Source organism: Nonomuraea sp. NPDC050536 (assembly GCF_044457685.1).
Lineage (GTDB): Bacteria > Actinomycetota > Actinomycetes > Streptosporangiales > Streptosporangiaceae > Nonomuraea.
In genome coordinates this window covers 48195-66198 of record NZ_JBITHD010000004.1, presented here as the reverse complement: position 1 = coordinate 66198, position 18004 = coordinate 48195, and the positions used below count along the sequence as shown (strand labels likewise).

The window sequence follows — 18004 nt, the reverse complement described above, 5'->3', positions numbered from 1 at the left end:
CTCAGATCGTGAAATACGTCCTGATGATCCGCTACGACTCCGAAGCTCCGCAGGAGGTACGGCGGGCCCAGAACGAGGCGGGATGCGGCGGCTGGGTGGAGGAGATGACCGCCCGCGGCGTGCTGGAGCAGTGCGTGGGCCTGGACCCCAGCGGTGAGGCCACCATGGTCCGGGTACGCGACGAGGTCCTGATCGCCGACGGACCGTTCGCCGAGACCAAGGACCAGATCGGCGGCATCAACCTGATCGAGGCAGCCAACCTGGAGGAGGCGGTGCGGATCGCCGCCGCCCACCCCTCGGCCCGCTACGGCATGATCGAGATCAGGCCCGTGTATTCGCCATGACCGCCGATATCGAGGCCGCCTACCGCGCCGAACGGGCGCAGATCGTCGCCACGCTCATCCGGATGACCGGCGACTGGGACCTGGCCGAGGAGTGCGCCCAGGACGCCTTCGCCGCCGCGCTGGAACGCTGGCCGCGTGAGGGCGTGCCGCCCAGGCCGGGCGCCTGGCTGACCACGACCGCCCGCAACAGGGCGACCGACCGGCTGCGCCGCCGGGCGGTGGGCGCGGCCAAGCTGCGTGAGCTGGCCGAGCCCGCCGAACAGCCCTACGTCGACGACTTCCCCGACGACCGGCTGCGGCTGATGTTCACATGCTGCCATCCGGCGCTGTCGTTCGAGGCACGCATCGCGCTGACGCTGCGCGCGGTGGCCGGGCTGAGCACCGAGGAGATCGCCCGCGCCTTCCTGGTGCCCGAGCCGACCATGTCGCAGCGCCTGGTCCGGGCCAAACGCAAGATCCTCCAGGCCCGCATCCCGTTCCGGGTGCCGCCGCCGCACCTGCTGCCCGAGCGGCTGCGTTCGATGCTGGGCGTGCTGTACCTGCTGTTCAACTCCGGCTACACCACCCATCGGCTCTGCGACGAGGCGATCGGGCTGGCCAGGCTGCTGGTGCGGCTGCTGCCCGGCGAGCCGGAGGCGGGCGGGCTGCTGGCGCTGATGCTGCTGCACGACGCGCGCCGCGCCACCCGCCTGGACGCCGACGGCGTGCTGGTCACGCTGGAGGACCAGGACCGCTCCCGCTGGAACGCCGCCCAGATCGCCGAGGGACTGGCCATCCTGCACGACAGCCTGACCCGCGGCGAGCCGGGCCCGTACCTGGTTCAGGCCGCCATCGCCGCCTGCCACGCCGAGGCGGCGGGCCCCGCCGACACCGACTGGCCCCAGATCGCGCTGCTGTACGGCAGGCTGTCGCACCTGATGCCGTCCCCGGTGGTCGAGCTCAACCGGGCGGTGGCCGTGGCCATGGCCGACGGCCCCGAGGCGGGACTGGAACTGGTGGACCGGCTGTCGGATGAGCTGCGGGGCTACTACCTGCTGCCAGCCACGCGGGCGGACCTGCTGCGGCGGCTGGGACGGCTGCCGGAAGCGGCCGCGGCCTACCGGCAGGCGCTCGAGCTCGCGGCCGCCGACGCCGACCGCCGTTACCTGGCCAGAAGGCTGGCAGAAGTTTCCGCATGAGGGGTGTCGGTCTGGCACCCGCCCATTCGTAGGGGGAGACATGAACACTCTTACCTCGAAAGACGGCGTCACCATCGCCTACGACAGGACCGGCTCAGGACCGGCCGTCATCGTGATCTCGGGCGCGTTCTGCGACCACCACCACGGTGCCGGCCTGGCCGAGTACCTGGCCGACCGCTTCACCGTCTACACCTACGACCGGCGCGGGCGCGGCCAGAGCTCCGACAGCCCGGACACCGGCCTGGCGCCGGCCGAGCACGAGATCGACGACCTGGACGCGCTCATCGCCGAGGCGGGCGGCTCGGCGATGGTCTTCACCCACTCCTCCGGCGCCCACGTCGCGCTCAAGGCGCTGGGCCGCGGCTCGGCGATCACCCGCCTGGTGATGTACGACCCGCCGCTCACCCCCGACCACCAGGGCAGGACCGAGCCGCCCGAGCTCAAGCAACGGTTGGAGGAGATGATCGCCGACGGGCGGAGGGGTGAGGCGGTGGAGACCTTCCAGCGCGAATGGATCGGCCTGCCGGTCGAGCTGATCGAGCAGGTACGGCACGCGCCCTTCCGCGCCGGGCTGGAAGCGATCGCCGGGACACTGCCGTACGAGGTGGCCATCGTCGGCACCCACACCGACCTGAGCGCGGTGCACGTGCCCGCGCTCGTGCTGCTGGGCGGCGACAACGCCCCCGTGCTGCACGACGCCGCGCGGGTGGTGGTCGACGGCGTGGCGGGGGCCCGGCTGCAGCTGCTCGAGGGTCAGAACCATGATCTGGTGCCCGAGGTGACCGGGCCTGCGGTGGCCGCGTTCCTCGGCTAGAGCTGGAAGGTCTCGCCGGTCTTCAGCGGGCGGAAGCGCAGCGCCGACCACACCTCGTCGATGGCGACCTGGCCGTTGGGACGCAGGCCGTACTCCAGCACGATCGGCCACAGCGTGTCGCGGTTGATGTCGGACCTGCCGCCCTTGGGGTAGGCCACCCACACCACCGCCGGCCCGGTGAGCTGGTCGCGATGCTTGTCGAGGATCGCGCGGGCAGCGGCGGCGTCGTCGGCGAAGACGACGCCGACCGCCGCCGTGCCCGGCTCGCCGGTGTAGGTAGCGCCGTCGGGCAGCGGGCCGAGGCGGTCGCGGTGTGCCTCGTCCGACAGCCACGCCGTGGTGCCCGGCTTGATCAGCAGCTTCTCGGCGGTGGTCTTGCCCATCGTCAGGCCCTTCCGTAGGTCAGGTAGAGGACGCCCGTGCTGAAGGTCCTGGAATCGATCAGCCGCAGCGGGACCTGGCCGTAGCCGTCGAACAGCTTCTTGCCCTCGCCGACCACGATCGGGTGTACCAGCAGGCGCAGCTCGTCCAGCAGGCCCTCGCTCAGCAGCGACCTGATCAGCGTGGCGCTGCCGGTGATCGACAGCGTCTGGTCGCTGTCCTTGCGCAGGTCGTCCAGGCCGATCACGGTGGAGTTCTGCCAGGAGGCCTCCCTCAGTGTCGTGGACACGACGCACTTCTTGGCGCCGTTCATCTTGGCGGCCAACTCGTCGTGCTGGTTCGGCCAGAACCCGGCGAACTCGTCGTAGGTGCGGCGGCCGAGCAGCATCGCGTCCGCTTCGGCCATCTGGTCGGCCACCACCTGGCCCATCTCATCGTTGTAGTAGGGGAAGTGCCACTTCTCCGGCGCTTCCACCACGCCGTCCAGGGACACGAACAGACCGGCGACGATCTTCGTCATGGCGCACGCTCCTTCGATTGCCGTGCCCTCAATCTCTCACCGACAAATTTATTTGTCAAGACTCGAGGAACCTCAGCACCGCCAGCACCCTGCGGCTGTAACCGGCGGTGTGCGACAGGCGCAGCTTGTCGAACAGCGCGTTGACGTGCTTTTCCACCGCGCTCTGCGACACGTGCAGCTCCTGGGCGATCGAGGCGTTGGTCAGCCCCTGCGCCATCCGCTCCAGCACGTCACGCTCGCGCGGCGTGAGCGTGGCCAGCGGGTCGACCTGGCTGGTGCGGGCCAGCAACTGCCGCACCACCTCCGGATCGAAGGCAGCCCCGCCCGCGCCCACCCGCTCCAGCGCGTCCAGGAAGTCGCCCACCTGCGCCACCCGGTCCTTCAGCAGGTAGCCGACGCCCGCCACGTCGCCGCTCATCAGCTCGGTGGCGTACTTCTTCTCCACGTACTGCGACAGCACCAGCACGTTGACCCGCGGCCAGCGTCGCCGGATCTCCAGCGCGGCCCGCAGTCCCTCGTCGGTGTGCGTGGGCGGCATCCGCACGTCGACCACCACCACGTCCGGCTGGTCGGCGGCCACCGCGTGCACCAGCGCGTCCGCCTCTCCCACGGCGGCGGCCACCTCGTGGCCCTCCTCCTGCAGCAGCCGTACCAGCCCCTCGCGTAGCAGCGTGGAGTCCTCGGCCAGCATCACCCTCACTGAGCCGCCACCTCGTGCTCCGTCTCGGGCAGCCGGGCGGTGACCGTGGTGGGGCCGCCCGCGGGGCTGTCCACCTCGAAGCGGCCGTCCAGCGCGGCCACCCGGCGGGCCAGGCCCGACAGGCCGCCGCCGGTGGGCACCGCGCCTCCCGTACCGTCGTCCCGCACGCGTACGATGATCATGCTGTCCTCTCGATAGACGTCGACGGTGATACGGGCGGCGCCGGAGTGCTTGGCGGCGTTGGTGACGGCCTCGCTGACGACGAAGTAGGCCACCGTCTCCACCGCCATCGGCAGCCGCTCGCACGGCACCGCCCTGACGTGCACGGGGACGCTCGCGCGCTCGGCCACCCCGGCCAGCGCCTCGCCGAGCCCGAGGGCGTCCAGCGCGCTCGGATACACCCGCCAGGCCACCTCCCGCAGCTCGGCCAGCGCCTGCTGGGCCTGCTCGTGCGCCTGCTCGAGCAGCTCGGGACGGCCCCTTCTGGCCCTGCCCACCAGCATCGACATGGCCACCAGGCGTTGCTGCAGCCCGTCGTGCAGGTCGCGCTCGATGCGGCGGCGCTCGGCGTCGACCGCCGTCACGATCCCCGCCCTGCTCTCGGCCAGCTCGGCGATGCGGCGCCGCAGCGCCTCGGTGGGATCGGGCCCCAGCAGCCGCCTGGCCAGGCGCCGCTCCAGCGCGTAGACCCCCGCCACCCCCGACAAGTCGAGGAACAGCAGCACGAGGCCCGCCAGCCCGAGGTAGAGCACGATCGGGGCCGTGGGGGCCATCCCGTCGAAGGTCTCCCCCGCGCTCCACATCCAGACGATCCGCACCCCGGTCACCACGCCGACCGCGAGCAGGCCGACCACCAGCCCGCCCAGGATCCCGACCGGCACCCGCAGTGCCAGGTAGCGCAGCTCTCGCCCGCGCGGCTCCAGCTCGCGAGCCGGGATGCCCAGTCGCCGCGCCTCGAGCGAGGCCAGCCGTACGGCTGTCGCCCGCACGCCGGCCTGCCCCAGGAACGGCAGCGTCACCAGCAGGAAGGCCAGCTCGGCCAGTGCCGTCAGCGCGCCGAGCACCACCGCGCAGAGCACCCGAGCCCCCCTCATCGGTGGCGGCCACGGTGACGTTCGGACAGCCGGACGCCGATGAAGACCGCCACGGCCAGAACCACCACACCGATCACCACGTTCGTCCCCGCCCCCACGTATGTCTCCACCAATGTCCAGTTCTCGCCAAGAAAGTATCCAGCCAGCACGAATGCCGTGTTCCACAGGGCGCTGCCCGCGGTGGTGAGCAGCAGGAACGTCGGCAGCGGCATCCGCTCCACCCCGGCGGGCACTGAGATCAGGCTGCGGAAGATGGGAATCATCCGCCCGAAGAACACCGTTTTGCGGCCGTGCCGCAGGAACCAGGCCTCCGTCTTCTCGATGTCGGAGGCCTTGACCAGCGGCAGGCGGGCCGCGATCGCCAGCACCCGCTCGCGCCCCAGCACCGCGCCCACCCAGTACAGCGCCAGCGCGCCCACCACCGAGCCGAGCGTGGTCCACACCAGCGCCTGCACCAGGTCCATCCGGCCGCGAGCGGCGGTGAAGCCTGACAGCGGCAGGATCACCTCGCTCGGCAGCGGCGGGAACAGGTTCTCCAGCGCGATCGCCAGGGCGGCGCCCGGAGCGCCCAGCTTGTCCATGAGTTCGACTACCCAGTCCGTCATGACCATGAGGCTAGGAAGAGCCGCCATGGTCCCGGAATGAGGCGCATCCCCCACTCACCCTGCGGAAAACCACAGGGTGGCTACGGGACTCCCGGTCTGAAGGCCCACGGGTCGCGCTCCGGCGGGCCAGACGGCCACCACTCGCCCTCGCGCTCGGTGAACGGATACCACCTGCCGTCACGCCCGAAGCGCAGCTGCAGCGCGCCGATCGTCCACCGGTTGCGCCACTCCTGCACCTGCGGCGCCTCGCCCTCCCAGGCCGCGACCAGCCCCGCCCGCGCCCTGGCCAGCTCCTGCCGCGGCGGCGTCCACGCCGACTCGAGCGCCTCCAGCCCACCGGCGCCGCCATGGCGCCACGCCTGTACGGCCGCCCCGAGACCCACCTCGAGGCCGTGCGCGGCGGCCAGCCGTACCCGGTCCTGATACTCGGTCAGTACGGCGAGCCGCCCGTGCACCAGCAGCTCCCGCGCCTGATCGGCGGCGTCGGCGGCCAGCACGGCCAGCGCGCCCACCTGCACCCCGTCGGCCGGTTCCAGGTCCAGCGGCTGGAAGGCGAACTCCAGCGGCGGCGGCTCAGGCAGCGGTGGCACGCCCAGCGCGCGGGCCTCCTCGACAGGGACGCCCTCGACGGGAGCATCGCGCGTCTGCAGCGCCTCGATCAGGTCGCGGCGGCCGCGCCCGCGCAGCAGCAACAGCACGAACGGGTCGGCGTCCAGCAGCCACGAAGCCTGGTAGCACAGCGCGGCGGCGTGCTTGCACGGATGCCCCCAGTCAGGGCACGAGCAGTCGGGCTCCAGGTCGCCGACCGCGGGCAGCAGCGGCACCCCGGCGTCGGCCAGTGCCTGCGGCACCTCGCCCTCCAGCAGCGCGGCCAGGTGGCCGGCCTGGGAGGCGATCTGGTCCAGGAAGCGGTCCCATTCGGCGTCGGTGAGCTGCTCGACGGTCACCACGGTGTCGTACTCGTTCTCGGTGACGGCGGCCAGCCGGCCCGGGCTGACGGTGATGGGGCCGACCTGGCCGGTCTTGGCGTAGGCGCGGCCCTTGCGCAGCAGGCCCTGGTCGAGCGAGGTGTCCTCGAGGGCCTTGAGCCACGAGCGGCCCCACCAGGTGGTGGCGAAGCGGGCGCCGGCCTGCTGGGCGGGGAAGGCGGCGAATCCCTTGGCGTCGGTCATCTCAGCTCCACCAGCGCGGCCAGCTCGGCATCGGTCAGTTCGGTGAGGGCGGCCTCGCCGCCGGCCAGCACGGCCTCGGCCAGGCCGCGCTTGGCGGCCAGCATCTCGGCGATGCGGTCCTCGACGGTCCCCTCGGTGATCAGGCGGTGTACCTGGACGGGTCTGGTCTGGCCGATGCGGTAAGCGCGGTCGGTGGCCTGCTCCTCCACGGCCGGGTTCCACCAGCGGTCGAAGTGGATGACGTGGTCGGCCCTGGTCAGGTTGAGGCCGGTGCCCGCCGCCTTGAGCGACAGCAGGAACACCGGCACCCGGCCGTCCTGGAAACGGGCCACCATCTCCTCGCGCCTGGCCACCGGGGTGCCGCCGTGCAGCAGCTGGGTGCCCACGCCCCGGCCCGCCAGGTGTTTGTCCAGGAGCCTGGCCATGGTCACGTACTGGGTGAAGACCAGCACGGCGCCGTCCTCAGCGAGGATGGTGTCGACCAGCTCGTCGAGCAGTTCCAGCTTGCCCGACCGGCCGGCCAGGCGGGGCTCGGCCTCGTGCAGGTACTGGGCGGGATGGTTGCAGATCTGCTTGAGCCCGGTCAGCAGCTTGACGATCAGGCCGCGCCTGGCCATGCCGCGCGCGTCACGGATCTGCCGCATGATCTCGCGGATGACCGCCTCGTACAGGGTGGCCTGCTCGGTGGTGAGCGCCACCGGCCGGTCGGTCTCGATCTTGGGTGGCAGCTCGGGCGCGATGCCCGGGTCGGACTTGCGGCGGCGCAGCAGGAATGGGCCCACCAGCCGGGCCAGCCGTTCGGCCGCCTGACCGTCGCCGGACTCGACCGGCCTGGCCCAGCGCGAGCGGAAGCGCGGCAGCGACCCTAGCAGGCCCGGCGTGGTCCAGTCGAGGATCGCCCACAGCTCCGACAGGTTGTTCTCCACCGGCGTGCCGGTCAGCGCGACGCGGGCGGCGGCCGGGATCTCGCGCAGCGCCTTGGCGGTGCCCGAGGCCGGGTTCTTGACGTGCTGGGCCTCGTCGGCCACCAGCATCCCCCAGGGGTGGCCGCCCAGCCGCTCCGCGTCCAGCCGCATCGTGCCGTAGGTGGTGAGCACGAAACCCTCTTCCGGCAGATCCCGCTTTGTGCCGTGATATCGCGTGAAAGGCACCCCCGGGGCGAATTTCGCGATCTCTCGCTCCCAGTTGCCCATCAGCGAGGCGGGGCAGATCACCAGCGTGGGGCCGGTGCCGCCACGGTGCAGGTGCAGGGCGATCAGCGTGATGGTCTTGCCCAGTCCCATGTCGTCGGCCAGGCAGGCGCCCAGGCCGAGCGAGGTCATCCTGACCAGCCAGCGCAGCCCCTGCAGCTGGTAGTCGCGCAGCGTGGCGGCCAGCGCCGGCGGCTGGTCGATCTGCTCGGGCTCGCCCAGCCGGTCGCGCAGATCCTGCAGCCACGCGCTGGGTGAGACCTCGACCTGCTCGCCCTCGACCTCGACACTGCCGGTCAGCGCCGCGCCGAGCGCCTCGAGCCCGGTCAGCGGCTTGAGGTCGCGCTGGCGCGCCTTGCGGGCCAGGTCCGGGTCGACGAGTACCCACTCGTCGCGCAGCCGCACCACCGGCCGGTGTGCCTCGGCCAGCCGGTCCATCTCGGCCGCCGACAGCTCCTGCCCGCCCAGCGCCAGCTGCCAGTTGAAGCTGGTCACCTGCTGCCCGCCCAGGAAGGACGGCAGATCGGAGGGCCGCTCGTCGCGCTGGCCCAGCACCGCCCGCGCGCTCAGCCCGCGCACCAGCGAACGCGGCCAGTGCACCTCCAGGCCGACGCCCGACAGCAGCTCCGCCACGTCCTCGTCCGCCAGCACCAGCTCATCCGGCACCGCGCTCTCCAGCAGCACCTCCAGCCGCGGCCAGGCCCGCGCGGCCCGCCGCAGCTCGACCATCGCGTCGATCTTGGCGCGGGCGCCCAGCCCGGCGTCGCGCCCTGCCCACAGCTCGGCCGCGTCCACTACCAGGGCCGGGTCGGCCAGGCTGTGCAGCTGGACCACGGCGCGGAACTCCTCGTGCGCCGCGCCGTCGCTCTCCACCCGCAGCGACAGCCGTACGCCAGAATCCAGGCCGGCCGAGACCTGCTGCGCCCAGCCGCGCAGGCGCGGCACCTTGACCGGCCGCATCGAGGCGAAGGCCGTGGTGCCGGTCGCGCGCACCGCGCCCGGCGAGCGCGGCATCGCGTCGGCCACCGCGTCCAGGAAGGCCCGCAGCAGCTTCTCCGCATCCGGCAGCCGCCCGTTGTCCAGGGGTACGGCTCGCGCCGCGGCGGGCATCGCCTCGGCCAGCTCCCTGATGCGGGCCAGGTCTGCCGCCTCGAACGGGCCCGCCCGCCAGGCGTCGTGGTCACCGGCCGACACCCCGGGCAGGATGCGGCCGCGCGCCACCAGTTGCAGCGCCAGCAGGGCCGCGCCGCCCCAGAAGCGCGCGGCCGGGTGCGCGTCGGCGGCGGCGCGGGCCCTGGCCAGCTCCGCCACCGCCTCGGCGACCGGGATGCGGACGGCGCCGGCCGGCCCGTCGTGCAGGTGCACGGTCTCGCCGCCTCCCGGATCCAGCACGATCATCGTGCCTGACCTGGGGGGATCGCCTGGTTCGAAGATGACCGCGTGCTCCTTCACAGCCGTACAGTGTACGGTAGTAAACGCGGGCTTTTACCCGATCCCGTTCGCGGTGAACTCACGGATCAGGCCGGACAGGCGGGCGGGCTGGTCCAGCGGGATGAGCGTGTAGCTGTCGTCGACCTCGACAAGCTTGGCCTGCGGGAGCAGTTCGGCCAGGCGGCGGCCGTGCGCGGGCGGCATGACGCGGTCCTGGCTCGCCCACACGATCAGGGCGGGGCGGTCGAAGCCGGGCAGCCACTCGGCCGAGCCGGTCAGGAAGTCCTTGTCCGCGGCGGCGGCGCGCAGCAGCCGGACCGTGTCGCGGCGGATCTCGGGCTGCCGCAGCACGGGCCGCGCCCACCGGGCGGTGGCGGCGTCACCGCGCCTGGTCAGCCAGCCGAACGCGATCGGCAGCCGCCGCACCGGGCGCAGCCGCATCTGCTGCATGAACACGCCGAACAGCGCGGGCGGCAGCTTGCCGGTCAGCACCAGCGTCTTGCCGGTCAGCCCCGGCGGGAAGTTGTCGAAGGCGTCGCACGAGACCAGCGCCACGCGCGCCACGCGCTCGGACTGGCCCCGCATCACGAGCTGGACCAGGGCGCCACCGGTGTCGTTGCCGGCCAGGGTCACCTCGCGCAGGTCGAGTTCGTCCAGGAACTCCTCCACCAGGGCGGCCAGCCCGGCAGGCGACAGGTCCGCGTCCGGGCGCACCGGTCGCCGGTGGGCGCCCATGGGCAGTGTGGGGGCGATGCACCGGTGGTCGGCCGTGAGGTCGGCGATCACGTCCTGCCAGAGTGTGGAGTCCATCATCAGGCCGTGCAGCAGCACGATCACCGGACCCTCGCCGGTGTCCTCGTACTCGATCGTCCCGGCGGACAGCTCGATCGTCTTCACCTCAGAAGTGAACCACGTGGTTCGCGTTCTGTCCACGCGTTCAGGCGGTGGCGGCCTCCTCGCGTTCCAGCGCGCGGACGAGAGTCTGGAAGCCCGCCTCGACGGACTGCTCGTCGCCGCTGGTGTTCAGCTCGACCAGGAGGCCGCGCAGGGTGGCCAGGACGAGCTGGGAGACCTCCAGCTTGCGGTGCTCGGGCCAGCCGGGCGGGCAGAAGGACAGCAGCGTGGGCAGGTACTGGCGGGAGGCCTCGCGGCCGAGCTCGCCGTAGCGGCCGGGGTCGTACATCGCCAGGCCGATCGCCTGGTCGAGCACCCGCAGGCCCGACTCGGGACGCTCGAGCACGCGCCACACCTCGCGGATCCTGTCGGCCAGCGTGCTCCCGGACGCGGCGGCCAGCGCGTTGCCGATGCGCCGCTCGCGCAGCCGGACGATGGCCTGCCTGAGCAGGTCGTCGACGCCGTCGAAGTGGTACAGGAGCACCTTGTGGGTGGCTCCGGCGGCGCGGGCGGCCCGCCGCAGCGAGAAGTCGACCAGCCCGTTGGCGGCCAGGTCGTCGGTGACGCGCTCGAGCAGCTCGCGCCGCCTGGCCTCGCCCCGCGCCGACCCCGCCGACCGCCGATACGTCGCACTGACCTCTTCCGCTCCCGCCGCGGGGCTCTCCGTGACCTCGCGCAGTCCGGAGTCCCACGCGTCCGGCTGCTGGTCGTGCGGGTGGACGACGCGCAGGGAGCCCTCGGCGACGGTGTGGCCGCAGGAGCGGCAGACGACCGCCGGGTCCATGATCGAGCCGCAGGAGTGCTCGAAGACCACCGGCGGCCGGTCGACCAGATGCCGGTCACCCCACTGCCGCAGCACGTGCAGGACGTCGCGCAGCTCCTGGCCCGCCGGCGTCGGGTGATACTCGAAGCGCCGCCCGCTGTAGGGCACCTTCTCCAGCAACCCCGCCTCCACCAGGTGCTTGAGCCGGGCGGCGAGCACGTCCCTGGGCGCGCCGATGTTGCGCGCCATGTCATCGAACCTGCGCACGCCGAAGAACACCTCGCGCAGCACCAGCAGCGAGTACTTCTCCCCCACCACGGCCAGCGTGTCCGCGATCGAGCAGAGACGTGGAGTCGTCATGATCTCACCCTAGTGCTAGAGTACGTCCATATTTCAAACTTACTGGAGGGTAGCAATGCGGGACGCCGTCATCGTCGAAGCCGTGCGCACTCCCATCGGCAAGGGCAAGCCCACCGGCGCCCTGCACGGAGTCCACCCCGTCGACCTGCTCGCGCACACCCTGCGGCAGCTGATCGAGCGCTCCGGAGTCGCGCCCGAGCTGGTCGACGACGTCATCGGCGGCTGCGTCGACCAGGTCGCCGAGCAGGCCATGAACACCACCCGCTACGCCTGGCTGGCGGCCGGGTTCCCCGACTCGGTGCCCGCCGTCACCGTCGACCGGCAGTGCGGCTCGTCGCAGCAGGCGATCCACTTCGCCGCGCAGGGCGTCATCTCCGGTGCCTACGACCTGGTCGTGGCCTGCGGGGTGGAGTCGATGAGCCGGGTGCCGATGTGGTCCAACGTCCCGGCGGGAGCCGACCCGTTCGGCCCTGGCATGGCCGCGCGCTTCCCCGACGGGCTGGTGCCGCAGGGCATCAGCGCCGAGCTGATCGCGGCCAAGTGGTCGCTGTCGCGCGAGCAGATGGACGCCTTCTCGGCCGGCTCGCACGCCAAGGCGGCCGCGGCCGACTTCTCCGCCGAGCTCGCTCCGATCGCGGGCCTCACCGTGGACGAGTCGATCCGGCCCACGACCACGGTGGAGGTCCTGTCGGGCCTGCGGCCCGCCTTCCAGGATCCCGGTTACGGCGAGCGGTTCCCCCAGATCGACTGGTCGGTCACGGCGGGCAACACCAGCCCGACCAACGACGGGGCGGCAGCCGTCCTCGTCACCACCCGCGAGGTGGCGGCCAGGCTGGGGCTGCGGCCGCTGGCCCGGCTGCACTCCTTCGCCGTGACCGGGTCCGACCCGCTGCTCATGCTGACCGGGGTCATCCCGGCCACCGAGAAGGTCCTGCGGCGGGCGGGGCTGGACCTGGGCGACATCGACCTGTTCGAGGTCAACGAGGCCTTCGCCAGCGTGGTGCTGGCCTGGCTGCAGGAGACGGGCGCCGACCCGGCCAAGGTGAACGTCAAGGGCGGCGCCATCGCGCTGGGCCACCCGCTGGGCGCCAGCGGGGCGCGCATCATGACCACCCTGGTCAACGCGCTGCGCGAGCGCGGCGCCCGCTACGGCCTGCAGACCATGTGCGAGGCCGGCGGCCTGGCCAACGCCACCGTCATCGAGAACCTGGCAGGGTAACGGTCACCGTGAGGCCGCCGCCGTCGCGCGGATGGGCGTCGGCCTCACCGCCGTGCGCGCGGGCCACCGAGCGCACGATCGACAGCCCGAGCCCGGCGCCGGCGGCGGTCACCAGCCGATCGCCGCCGAGCCGCCTGAACGGCTCGAACAGCGCCTGCACCTCGTACGGCGGCACGACGGGCCCGCTGTTGCGCACCTCGACCTCGGCCCGCCCGTCCTGCCGGGTGCGGCTGGACACCTGCACCCAGCCGCCCTCGACGTTGTGGCGGATGCCGTTCTCGACCAGGTTGTGCACCATCCGCTCGAGCAGCAGCGCGTTGCCCTCCGCCGGCGCCTCCCGCGCCGACTCGCTCACCTTGATGCCCGCCTTTTCGGCCTCGAGCTCCAGCTGCCCGGTCACGTGGCTCACCACGTCGGCCAGGTCGACGGGCACCCGGTCGGTGAGCGAGGTCTCCGAGCTGGCCAGCAGCAACAGCCCGCCGATCAGCCGCTCATGCCGCGAGTTGATCTCCAGCAGACTCTCGCCCAGCTGCTTGACGTCGTCGGAGGCGCTCCTGCGGTGCATCGCCAGCTCCACCAGCGCCCGGCCGAGGGTGAGCGGCGTGCGCAGCTCGTGCGAGGCGTTGGCCACGAACCGCTGCTGCCCGTCGAAGGAACGGTCGAGCTGCTCGACCATCGCGTCGAACGCCTCGGCCAGGTCCTTGACCTCGTCGTTGGGCCCCTGAAGCGCGATGCGCTCGTGCAGGCTCCTGTCGGCCGCGGTGGCGATGCGCCGCGCGGTGTCGGTGACCCGGTGCAGCGGCGCCAGGACCCGCCCGGCCACCAGCCAGCCGAACCCGGCCGCGGCCCCGCCCACCACTGCCAGCGCGACACCGCCCTGGGTGAACAGCGAGGTCATCGCGGCTTCGCGCATGCGCGCCTGCTCGTCGCGCATCATCTTCTCGGCCGTGTCGCCGTTGAGCGCGCCGGCATTCGCCGGGACGCCGGTGGTGGCCAGGATCTTGACCCCGCCCGTCAGCCGCTGGGTGAACAGCGCATAGGTGACGCCGAGCAGCACCAGCCCGGCCACCAGGAACAAACTCCCGTAGATCAGCGTCAGCCTGGCTTGCAGCGTGATTCTCATGGGATCCGGTACCCCACTCCCGTCACGGTCTCCACGATCGGCGGCTCCCCCAGCTTGCGCCGAAGCTTCAGTACGGCCAGCCGTACGGCGCCGGTGAAGGGGTCGGCGTACTCGTCCCAGGCCTTCTCCAGCAGCTGCTCGGCCGAGACGGCGGCGCCGTCGGCGCGCAGCAGTTCGGTCAGCACCGCGAACTCCTTCTTCGACAGCGGCACGAACCGGTTGTCGCGGAGCACCTCGCGCCGGGCGGGATCGAGCGTGATGCCCGCCCGCCGCAGCACCGGAGGCACGGCCGGGCGCGCCCTGCGGCCCAGCGCCTGGATCCTGGCGGCCAGCTCGGCGAAGGCGAACGGCTTGGTCAGGTAGTCGTCGGCGCCCATCGACAGCCCGGTGACCCGGTCGCCGATCTCGGCCGCCGCGGTCAGCATCAGCACCCGCACCTGCGAACCGGCGGCCACCAGCTCCCTGCACACCTCGTCGCCGTGCACCAGCGGCAGATCCCGGTCCAGCACGACCACGTCGTAGTCGTGGACACTCAGCCGCTCCAGCGCGGCCGCTCCGTCATGGGCGACGTCGACCGCGTGCGCCTCGTCGCGCAGCCACTCGGCGATCGCGCCGGCCAGGATCGGCTCGTCCTCGGCCACCAGCACCCGCATCCGTCAGCTCCGTTCCTCCTGATCGCTGCGCACATGGTGGCCGATCGCCCTGTTTCCTCCCCGTAAGGGCAGGCGGAAACGGCGCGGAAACGCGCTCTGGCGTTCGATCGGGCCCCATGACACGCAGAATTCTCGCGGCCCTGCCGCTGATCGTCGCTCTCGCCCTGACCGGCTGCGCCGCCGGCAACGCCGCGCCGAAGACCAGCCCCAGCGCCGAGGACAAGGGCGTCAAGTACGCCCAGTGCATGCGCGAGCACGGCGTCCAGATGGACGACCCGCAGCCCGGCAAGGGCATCCAGCTCAAGCTCGACGGCAAGACCCCGAAGGAGACCGTCGACAAGGCTATGGAGGCCTGCCGGCAGTACAGCCCGATGAACGACCAGTCGCCCGCCGACGCGGCCAAGTCGGAGGAGAAGCAGCGCAAGTTCGCCGCGTGCATGCGTCAGAACGGCGTGGAGGCCTTCCCCGACCCGCAGCCGGGCCAGAAGGGCGTCATGATCTCCGGCCAGGTCGCCGAGGACCCCGACTTCAAGACCGCTCAGGAAAAGTGCCAGAGCGTACTGACCGGGGGCAACTGATGGGCCGTGGCAAGATCGCGGCCGTCGCCCTCGTGACCCTGGCCGCCGCCGGGGCCACCGCCGCCACGCTCGGACTGCGTGGCGGCAACGCCTCCGGCGAGCAGAAGGCAGGCCACCTGCCGCCCAAGACCGCCACGGTGTCGCGCCGGACGCTGACCGACGCCAAGAGCGTCGACGGCAGGCTCGGCTACGGCGCCACCACGACCGCCACCAGCCGCCTGCCCGGCACGCTCACCAAGCTGCCCGAGACCGGCGACCGGGTCGGCCGCGGCAAGCCGCTGTACGAGGTGGACGGCAAGCCCGTCACCCTGCTGTACGGCAAGGTGCCCGCCTACCGGACGCTGCGGGTCGGCAGCCAGGGTCCGGACGTCGAGCAGCTGGAACGCAACCTGAAGGCGCTCGGCTACGACGGCTTCACCGTCGACGACGACTACACCCAGGCCACTGCCGACGCCGTCGAGCAGTGGCAGGACGACCTGGACCTGGACCAGACGGGCACGGTCGAGCTGGGCCGGGTGGTGTTCGCGCCCGGCCCGGTCCGCGTCGACAGCCTGCACACGGGCCAGGGCGACCCGACCGCGCCCGGCCAGAAGGTGCTCACCTTCACCGGCACCACCAAGGCCGTCACCGTGGAGCTGGACACCATCGACCAGCGCCTGGCCCGCAAGGGCGGCAAGGTCTCGGTCACGCTGCCCGACGACAGCGCGGTCGCCGGCCGTATCCACGACGTCACCACCCTCATCCATCCGGGCACCAACCCGGGCGACGACCCGACGACCAAGGTCGAGGTGGAGGTGGCGCTCACCGGCAGGAAGGCTCAGAAGGCGGCCGGCGCCTACGTGCTGGCCTCGGTGCAGGTCGCCTTCACCGCCGAACGCCGCAGGGGCGTGCTCACCGTGCCGGTCGCCGCGCTGGTCAGCCTGCCCGGCGGCGGGTTCGGCGTGGAAGTGGTCAGCGCCGGCACCTCGCGGTACGTGCCCGTGAAGACCGGGCTGTTCGCCTCCGGCCAGGTCGAGGTGTCCGGCGCCGGGATCAGCGAGGGCACCCAGGTGGGGGTGCCGGCATGATCTCGCTCAAGCACGTCACCAAGGTCTACCCAGGCGTCACCGCGCTGGACGGCGTCTCGCTCACCATCGACAGGGGCGAACTGGTGGCCATCGTCGGCCCCTCCGGGTCGGGCAAGTCGACCATGCTGAACGTGCTCGGCACGCTCGACCGGCCCACCTCGGGCAGCGTCCACATCGACGGCCACGACGTGGCCAGGCTGTCGGACTCGCGGCTGTCGGCGCTGCGTGCCACCCGGATCGGCTTCGTCTTCCAGCACTTCCACCTGGCCGCCGGCGTCAAGGCCCTCGACAACGTCGCCGACGGCCTCCTCTACACCGGGCTGCGCCCCAGAGAACGGCGGTGCCGCGCCGCCGACGCGCTCGAACGCGTCGGCCTGGGCCACCGCATCGACCACCGGCCGCACCAGCTGTCCGGCGGCGAACGCCAGCGGGTAGCGATCGCCCGCGCCGTCGCCGGTGACCCCCCGCTGCTGCTGGCCGACGAGCCCACCGGCGCGCTGGACTCGGCCTCGGGCGCCGGCGTGATGGACCTGCTGCGCAAGCTGCACGCCGCGGGCACCACGGTCGTGATCATCACGCACGACCGGGAGATCGCCGCGGCGCTGCCCCGCCAGGTGCGCATGCGCGACGGCCAGGTGACCGACCATGGCTGACGTGCTGCGCCCGGCCAGGCTCGGGCCCGGCGACGTGGTCAAGGTGGGCGCGACCGGGATGCGCACCCGGCCGATGCGGGCGTTCCTGTCGGCGCTGGGCATCGCGATCGGCATCGCCGCCATGGTGGCGGTCGTCGGCATCTCCTCCTCCTCGGGGGCGGAGCTGGACAGGACGCTCGCCTCGCTGGGCACCAACCTGCTGACCGTCGCGCCCGGCACGACGCTGACCGGCGAGCAGGCCCAGCTGCCGACGGAGGCCGAACCCATGATCGGGCGGATCTCCGGCGTGCGGACCGTGTCGGCGATCGGGCGCCTGCCGAAGGCCAAGGTCTACCGCAACGCCAAGATCCCGGTCATCGAGACCAACGGCATCTCCGCCTACGCCGCGCGGGTCAACCTGCCGGCCGCCACCGGGGCCCGCCTGCACGACGGCTCCTGGCTCAACGACGCCACCGGCAGCTACCCGGCGGTCGTGCTCGGGGCGGCCGCCGCCCAACGCCTGGGCATCGGTCACGCGGGACCCGACACGCAGGTGCTGGTGGGCGGCGTCTGGTTCACCGTGGTCGGCGTCCTCGAGGCCGCGCCGCTGGCGCCCGAGCTGGACAGCGCCGCCCTGATCGGCTGGCCGGCGGCGGCCTCCGTGCTCGGCTTCGACGGGCACGCGACCATGGTCTACACGCGCTCGGACGACACCCGCGTGACGGCGGTGCGCGAGGTGCTCGGCTCGACCGCCAACCCGCAGGCGCCCAACGAGGTGCAGGTCTCCAGGCCCTCCGACGCGCTGGCCGCCAAGCAGGCCGCCGGGGCCGCCTTCACCGGGCTGCTGCTCGGACTCGGCGTGGTGGCGCTGCTGGTGGGAGGGGTGGGGGTGGCCAACACGATGGTCATCTCGGTGCTCGAGCGGCGCGCGGAGATCGGACTGCGCCGCTCCCTCGGGGCCACCCGCGGCCAGATCCGCACCCAGTTCCTGGCGGAGTCGCTGCTGCTGTCGGCCCTCGGCGGCGCGGGCGGCGTGCTGCTGGGCGCCGCGGTCACCGCCGGGTATGCCTCCTACCAGGGCTGGCCCATCGTGCTGCCGGTGTGGGCCGTGGGCGGCGGGCTCGGCGCCACCCTCGCGATTGGCGCGCTGGCCGGGCTCTACCCGGCCATCCGCGCGTCTCGCCTCTCCCCCACCGAGGCTCTGCGGGGGTGACTTCTGTTGTACGGCGGGCCGCCGCCAACGGCCGCCCGCCGCACTCCGGTTGCGGGCCCGCGCGCGGCGCTTC

The 18004-nt window shown here is 72.5% G+C and carries 19 protein-coding genes; 8 read left to right on the top strand and 11 right to left on the bottom strand.

Translation table 11 applies throughout. The features are described 5' to 3' along the window. Positions 1–8 precede the first annotated feature (8 nt). Genes ACIBHX_RS13385 through ACIBHX_RS13375 form a run of 3 tightly spaced genes read left to right on the top strand, consistent with a single transcriptional unit; the run spans position 9 to position 2336 of the window. Positions 9–344: a YciI family protein gene (locus ACIBHX_RS13385; protein WP_397067196.1), complete on the top strand. Its 336-nt coding sequence runs from the start codon at positions 9–11 to the stop codon at positions 342–344. Next, positions 341–1522 carry an RNA polymerase sigma factor gene (locus tag ACIBHX_RS13380; protein ID WP_397067194.1) on the top strand — a complete coding sequence of 394 codons (1182 nt, stop codon included), beginning with the start codon at positions 341–343 and terminating at the stop codon, positions 1520–1522. The genes ACIBHX_RS13385 and ACIBHX_RS13380 overlap by 4 nt, the downstream gene beginning before the upstream one ends. A gap of 40 nt (positions 1523–1562) precedes the next feature. Continuing rightward, positions 1563–2336: an alpha/beta fold hydrolase gene (locus ACIBHX_RS13375; RefSeq protein ID WP_397067192.1), complete on the top strand. Its 774-nt coding sequence runs from the start codon at positions 1563–1565 to the stop codon at positions 2334–2336. Here ACIBHX_RS13375 and ACIBHX_RS13370 read toward each other — a convergent pair. The 9 genes from ACIBHX_RS13370 to ACIBHX_RS13330 all read right to left on the bottom strand — a co-directional run bounded on the left by ACIBHX_RS13370 (position 2333) and on the right by ACIBHX_RS13330 (position 11446). Beyond that, complete coding sequence (locus ACIBHX_RS13370) at positions 2333–2719, bottom strand: hypothetical protein (RefSeq protein WP_397067191.1); 387 nt, start codon at positions 2717–2719, stop codon at positions 2333–2335. The genes ACIBHX_RS13375 and ACIBHX_RS13370 overlap by 4 nt on opposite strands. Before the next feature lie 2 nt (positions 2720–2721). Beyond that, the gene (locus ACIBHX_RS13365; protein WP_397067189.1) at positions 2722–3237 is read right to left on the bottom strand and encodes a dihydrofolate reductase family protein; all 516 of its coding nucleotides are present in this window, start codon (positions 3235–3237) and stop codon (positions 2722–2724) included. A gap of 55 nt (positions 3238–3292) precedes the next feature. After that, on the bottom strand, positions 3293–3937 hold the full coding sequence (locus tag ACIBHX_RS13360; RefSeq protein WP_397067187.1) for a response regulator: 645 nt from the start codon (positions 3935–3937) through the stop codon (positions 3293–3295). Continuing rightward, a complete protein-coding gene (locus ACIBHX_RS13355; RefSeq protein WP_397067185.1) occupies positions 3934–5016 on the bottom strand; it encodes a sensor histidine kinase in 1083 nt (360 codons plus the stop codon). Before ACIBHX_RS13355 ends, ACIBHX_RS13360 begins: the two co-directional genes overlap by 4 nt. An 11-nt stretch (positions 5017–5027) precedes the next feature. Then, positions 5028–5636 carry a DedA family protein gene (locus tag ACIBHX_RS13350; protein WP_397067184.1) on the bottom strand — a complete coding sequence of 203 codons (609 nt, stop codon included), beginning with the start codon at positions 5634–5636 and terminating at the stop codon, positions 5028–5030. Between the two features lie 80 nt (positions 5637–5716). Then, positions 5717–6808, bottom strand: coding sequence for an SWIM zinc finger family protein (locus ACIBHX_RS13345; RefSeq protein WP_397067182.1), 1092 nt, complete (start codon positions 6806–6808; stop codon positions 5717–5719). Next, entirely contained in the window at positions 6805–9450 is a 2646-nt protein-coding gene (locus ACIBHX_RS13340; protein ID WP_397067180.1) for a DEAD/DEAH box helicase, read from the bottom strand. The genes ACIBHX_RS13345 and ACIBHX_RS13340 overlap by 4 nt, the downstream gene beginning before the upstream one ends. Before the next feature lie 33 nt (positions 9451–9483). Next, positions 9484–10326, bottom strand: coding sequence for an alpha/beta fold hydrolase (locus ACIBHX_RS13335; protein WP_397067179.1), 843 nt, complete (start codon positions 10324–10326; stop codon positions 9484–9486). 40 nt (positions 10327–10366) lie between these two features. Continuing rightward, entirely contained in the window at positions 10367–11446 is a 1080-nt protein-coding gene (locus tag ACIBHX_RS13330; RefSeq protein WP_397067177.1) for a winged helix-turn-helix transcriptional regulator, read from the bottom strand. 55 nt (positions 11447–11501) lie between these two features. Here ACIBHX_RS13330 and ACIBHX_RS13325 point away from each other — a divergent pair, with 55 nt between their 5' ends. After that, positions 11502–12665, top strand: coding sequence for a thiolase family protein (locus ACIBHX_RS13325; protein ID WP_397067175.1), 1164 nt, complete (start codon positions 11502–11504; stop codon positions 12663–12665). On the opposite strand, the gene ACIBHX_RS13320 is transcribed toward ACIBHX_RS13325, so the two are convergent. Then, positions 12643–13788, bottom strand: coding sequence for a sensor histidine kinase (locus ACIBHX_RS13320; RefSeq protein ID WP_397067174.1), 1146 nt, complete (start codon positions 13786–13788; stop codon positions 12643–12645). The genes ACIBHX_RS13325 and ACIBHX_RS13320 overlap by 23 nt on opposite strands. Then, on the bottom strand, positions 13785–14441 hold the full coding sequence (locus ACIBHX_RS13315; RefSeq protein WP_397067172.1) for a response regulator transcription factor: 657 nt from the start codon (positions 14439–14441) through the stop codon (positions 13785–13787). The genes ACIBHX_RS13320 and ACIBHX_RS13315 overlap by 4 nt, the downstream gene beginning before the upstream one ends. 116 nt (positions 14442–14557) lie before the next feature. Here ACIBHX_RS13315 and ACIBHX_RS13310 point away from each other — a divergent pair, with 116 nt between their 5' ends. The 4 genes from ACIBHX_RS13310 to ACIBHX_RS13295 are packed head-to-tail and all read left to right on the top strand — an operon-like array spanning position 14558 to position 17931. Then, positions 14558–15019, top strand: a complete 462-nt coding sequence (locus ACIBHX_RS13310) for a hypothetical protein (RefSeq protein ID WP_397067170.1) — start codon at positions 14558–14560, stop codon at positions 15017–15019. Next, complete coding sequence (locus ACIBHX_RS13305; protein ID WP_397067168.1) at positions 15019–16086, top strand: efflux RND transporter periplasmic adaptor subunit; 1068 nt, start codon at positions 15019–15021, stop codon at positions 16084–16086. The genes ACIBHX_RS13310 and ACIBHX_RS13305 overlap by 1 nt, the downstream gene beginning before the upstream one ends. Further along, positions 16083–16739, top strand: coding sequence for an ABC transporter ATP-binding protein (locus ACIBHX_RS13300; RefSeq protein ID WP_397067167.1), 657 nt, complete (start codon positions 16083–16085; stop codon positions 16737–16739). Before ACIBHX_RS13305 ends, ACIBHX_RS13300 begins: the two co-directional genes overlap by 4 nt. Beyond that, positions 16732–17931 (top strand): ABC transporter permease, encoded by a 1200-nt coding sequence (locus ACIBHX_RS13295; RefSeq protein WP_397067165.1) that lies wholly within the window; start codon positions 16732–16734, stop codon positions 17929–17931. Before ACIBHX_RS13300 ends, ACIBHX_RS13295 begins: the two co-directional genes overlap by 8 nt. Positions 17932–18004 lie beyond the last annotated feature (73 nt).

Excerpts from the sequence above, each read along its gene's own strand:
- ACIBHX_RS13380 (WP_397067194.1), top strand. The coding sequence starts at position 341 with ATGACCGCCGATATCGAGGCCGCCTACCGCGCCGAACGGGCGCAGATC.
- ACIBHX_RS13375 (WP_397067192.1), top strand. The coding sequence starts at position 1,563 with ATGAACACTCTTACCTCGAAAGACGGCGTCACCATCGCCTACGACAGG.
- ACIBHX_RS13370 (WP_397067191.1), bottom strand. The coding sequence starts at position 2,719 with ATGGGCAAGACCACCGCCGAGAAGCTGCTGATCAAGCCGGGCACCACG.
- ACIBHX_RS13365 (WP_397067189.1), bottom strand. The coding sequence starts at position 3,237 with ATGACGAAGATCGTCGCCGGTCTGTTCGTGTCCCTGGACGGCGTGGTG.
- ACIBHX_RS13350 (WP_397067184.1), bottom strand. The coding sequence starts at position 5,636 with ATGACGGACTGGGTAGTCGAACTCATGGACAAGCTGGGCGCTCCGGGC.
- ACIBHX_RS13345 (WP_397067182.1), bottom strand. The coding sequence starts at position 6,808 with ATGACCGACGCCAAGGGATTCGCCGCCTTCCCCGCCCAGCAGGCCGGC.
- ACIBHX_RS13330 (WP_397067177.1), bottom strand. The coding sequence starts at position 11,446 with ATGACGACTCCACGTCTCTGCTCGATCGCGGACACGCTGGCCGTGGTG.
- ACIBHX_RS13325 (WP_397067175.1), top strand. The coding sequence starts at position 11,502 with ATGCGGGACGCCGTCATCGTCGAAGCCGTGCGCACTCCCATCGGCAAG.
- ACIBHX_RS13320 (WP_397067174.1), bottom strand. The coding sequence starts at position 13,788 with ATGAGAATCACGCTGCAAGCCAGGCTGACGCTGATCTACGGGAGTTTG.
- ACIBHX_RS13315 (WP_397067172.1), bottom strand. The coding sequence starts at position 14,441 with ATGCGGGTGCTGGTGGCCGAGGACGAGCCGATCCTGGCCGGCGCGATC.
- ACIBHX_RS13310 (WP_397067170.1), top strand. The coding sequence starts at position 14,558 with ATGACACGCAGAATTCTCGCGGCCCTGCCGCTGATCGTCGCTCTCGCC.
- ACIBHX_RS13305 (WP_397067168.1), top strand. The coding sequence starts at position 15,019 with ATGGGCCGTGGCAAGATCGCGGCCGTCGCCCTCGTGACCCTGGCCGCC.
- ACIBHX_RS13300 (WP_397067167.1), top strand. The coding sequence starts at position 16,083 with ATGATCTCGCTCAAGCACGTCACCAAGGTCTACCCAGGCGTCACCGCG.
- ACIBHX_RS13295 (WP_397067165.1), top strand. The coding sequence starts at position 16,732 with ATGGCTGACGTGCTGCGCCCGGCCAGGCTCGGGCCCGGCGACGTGGTC.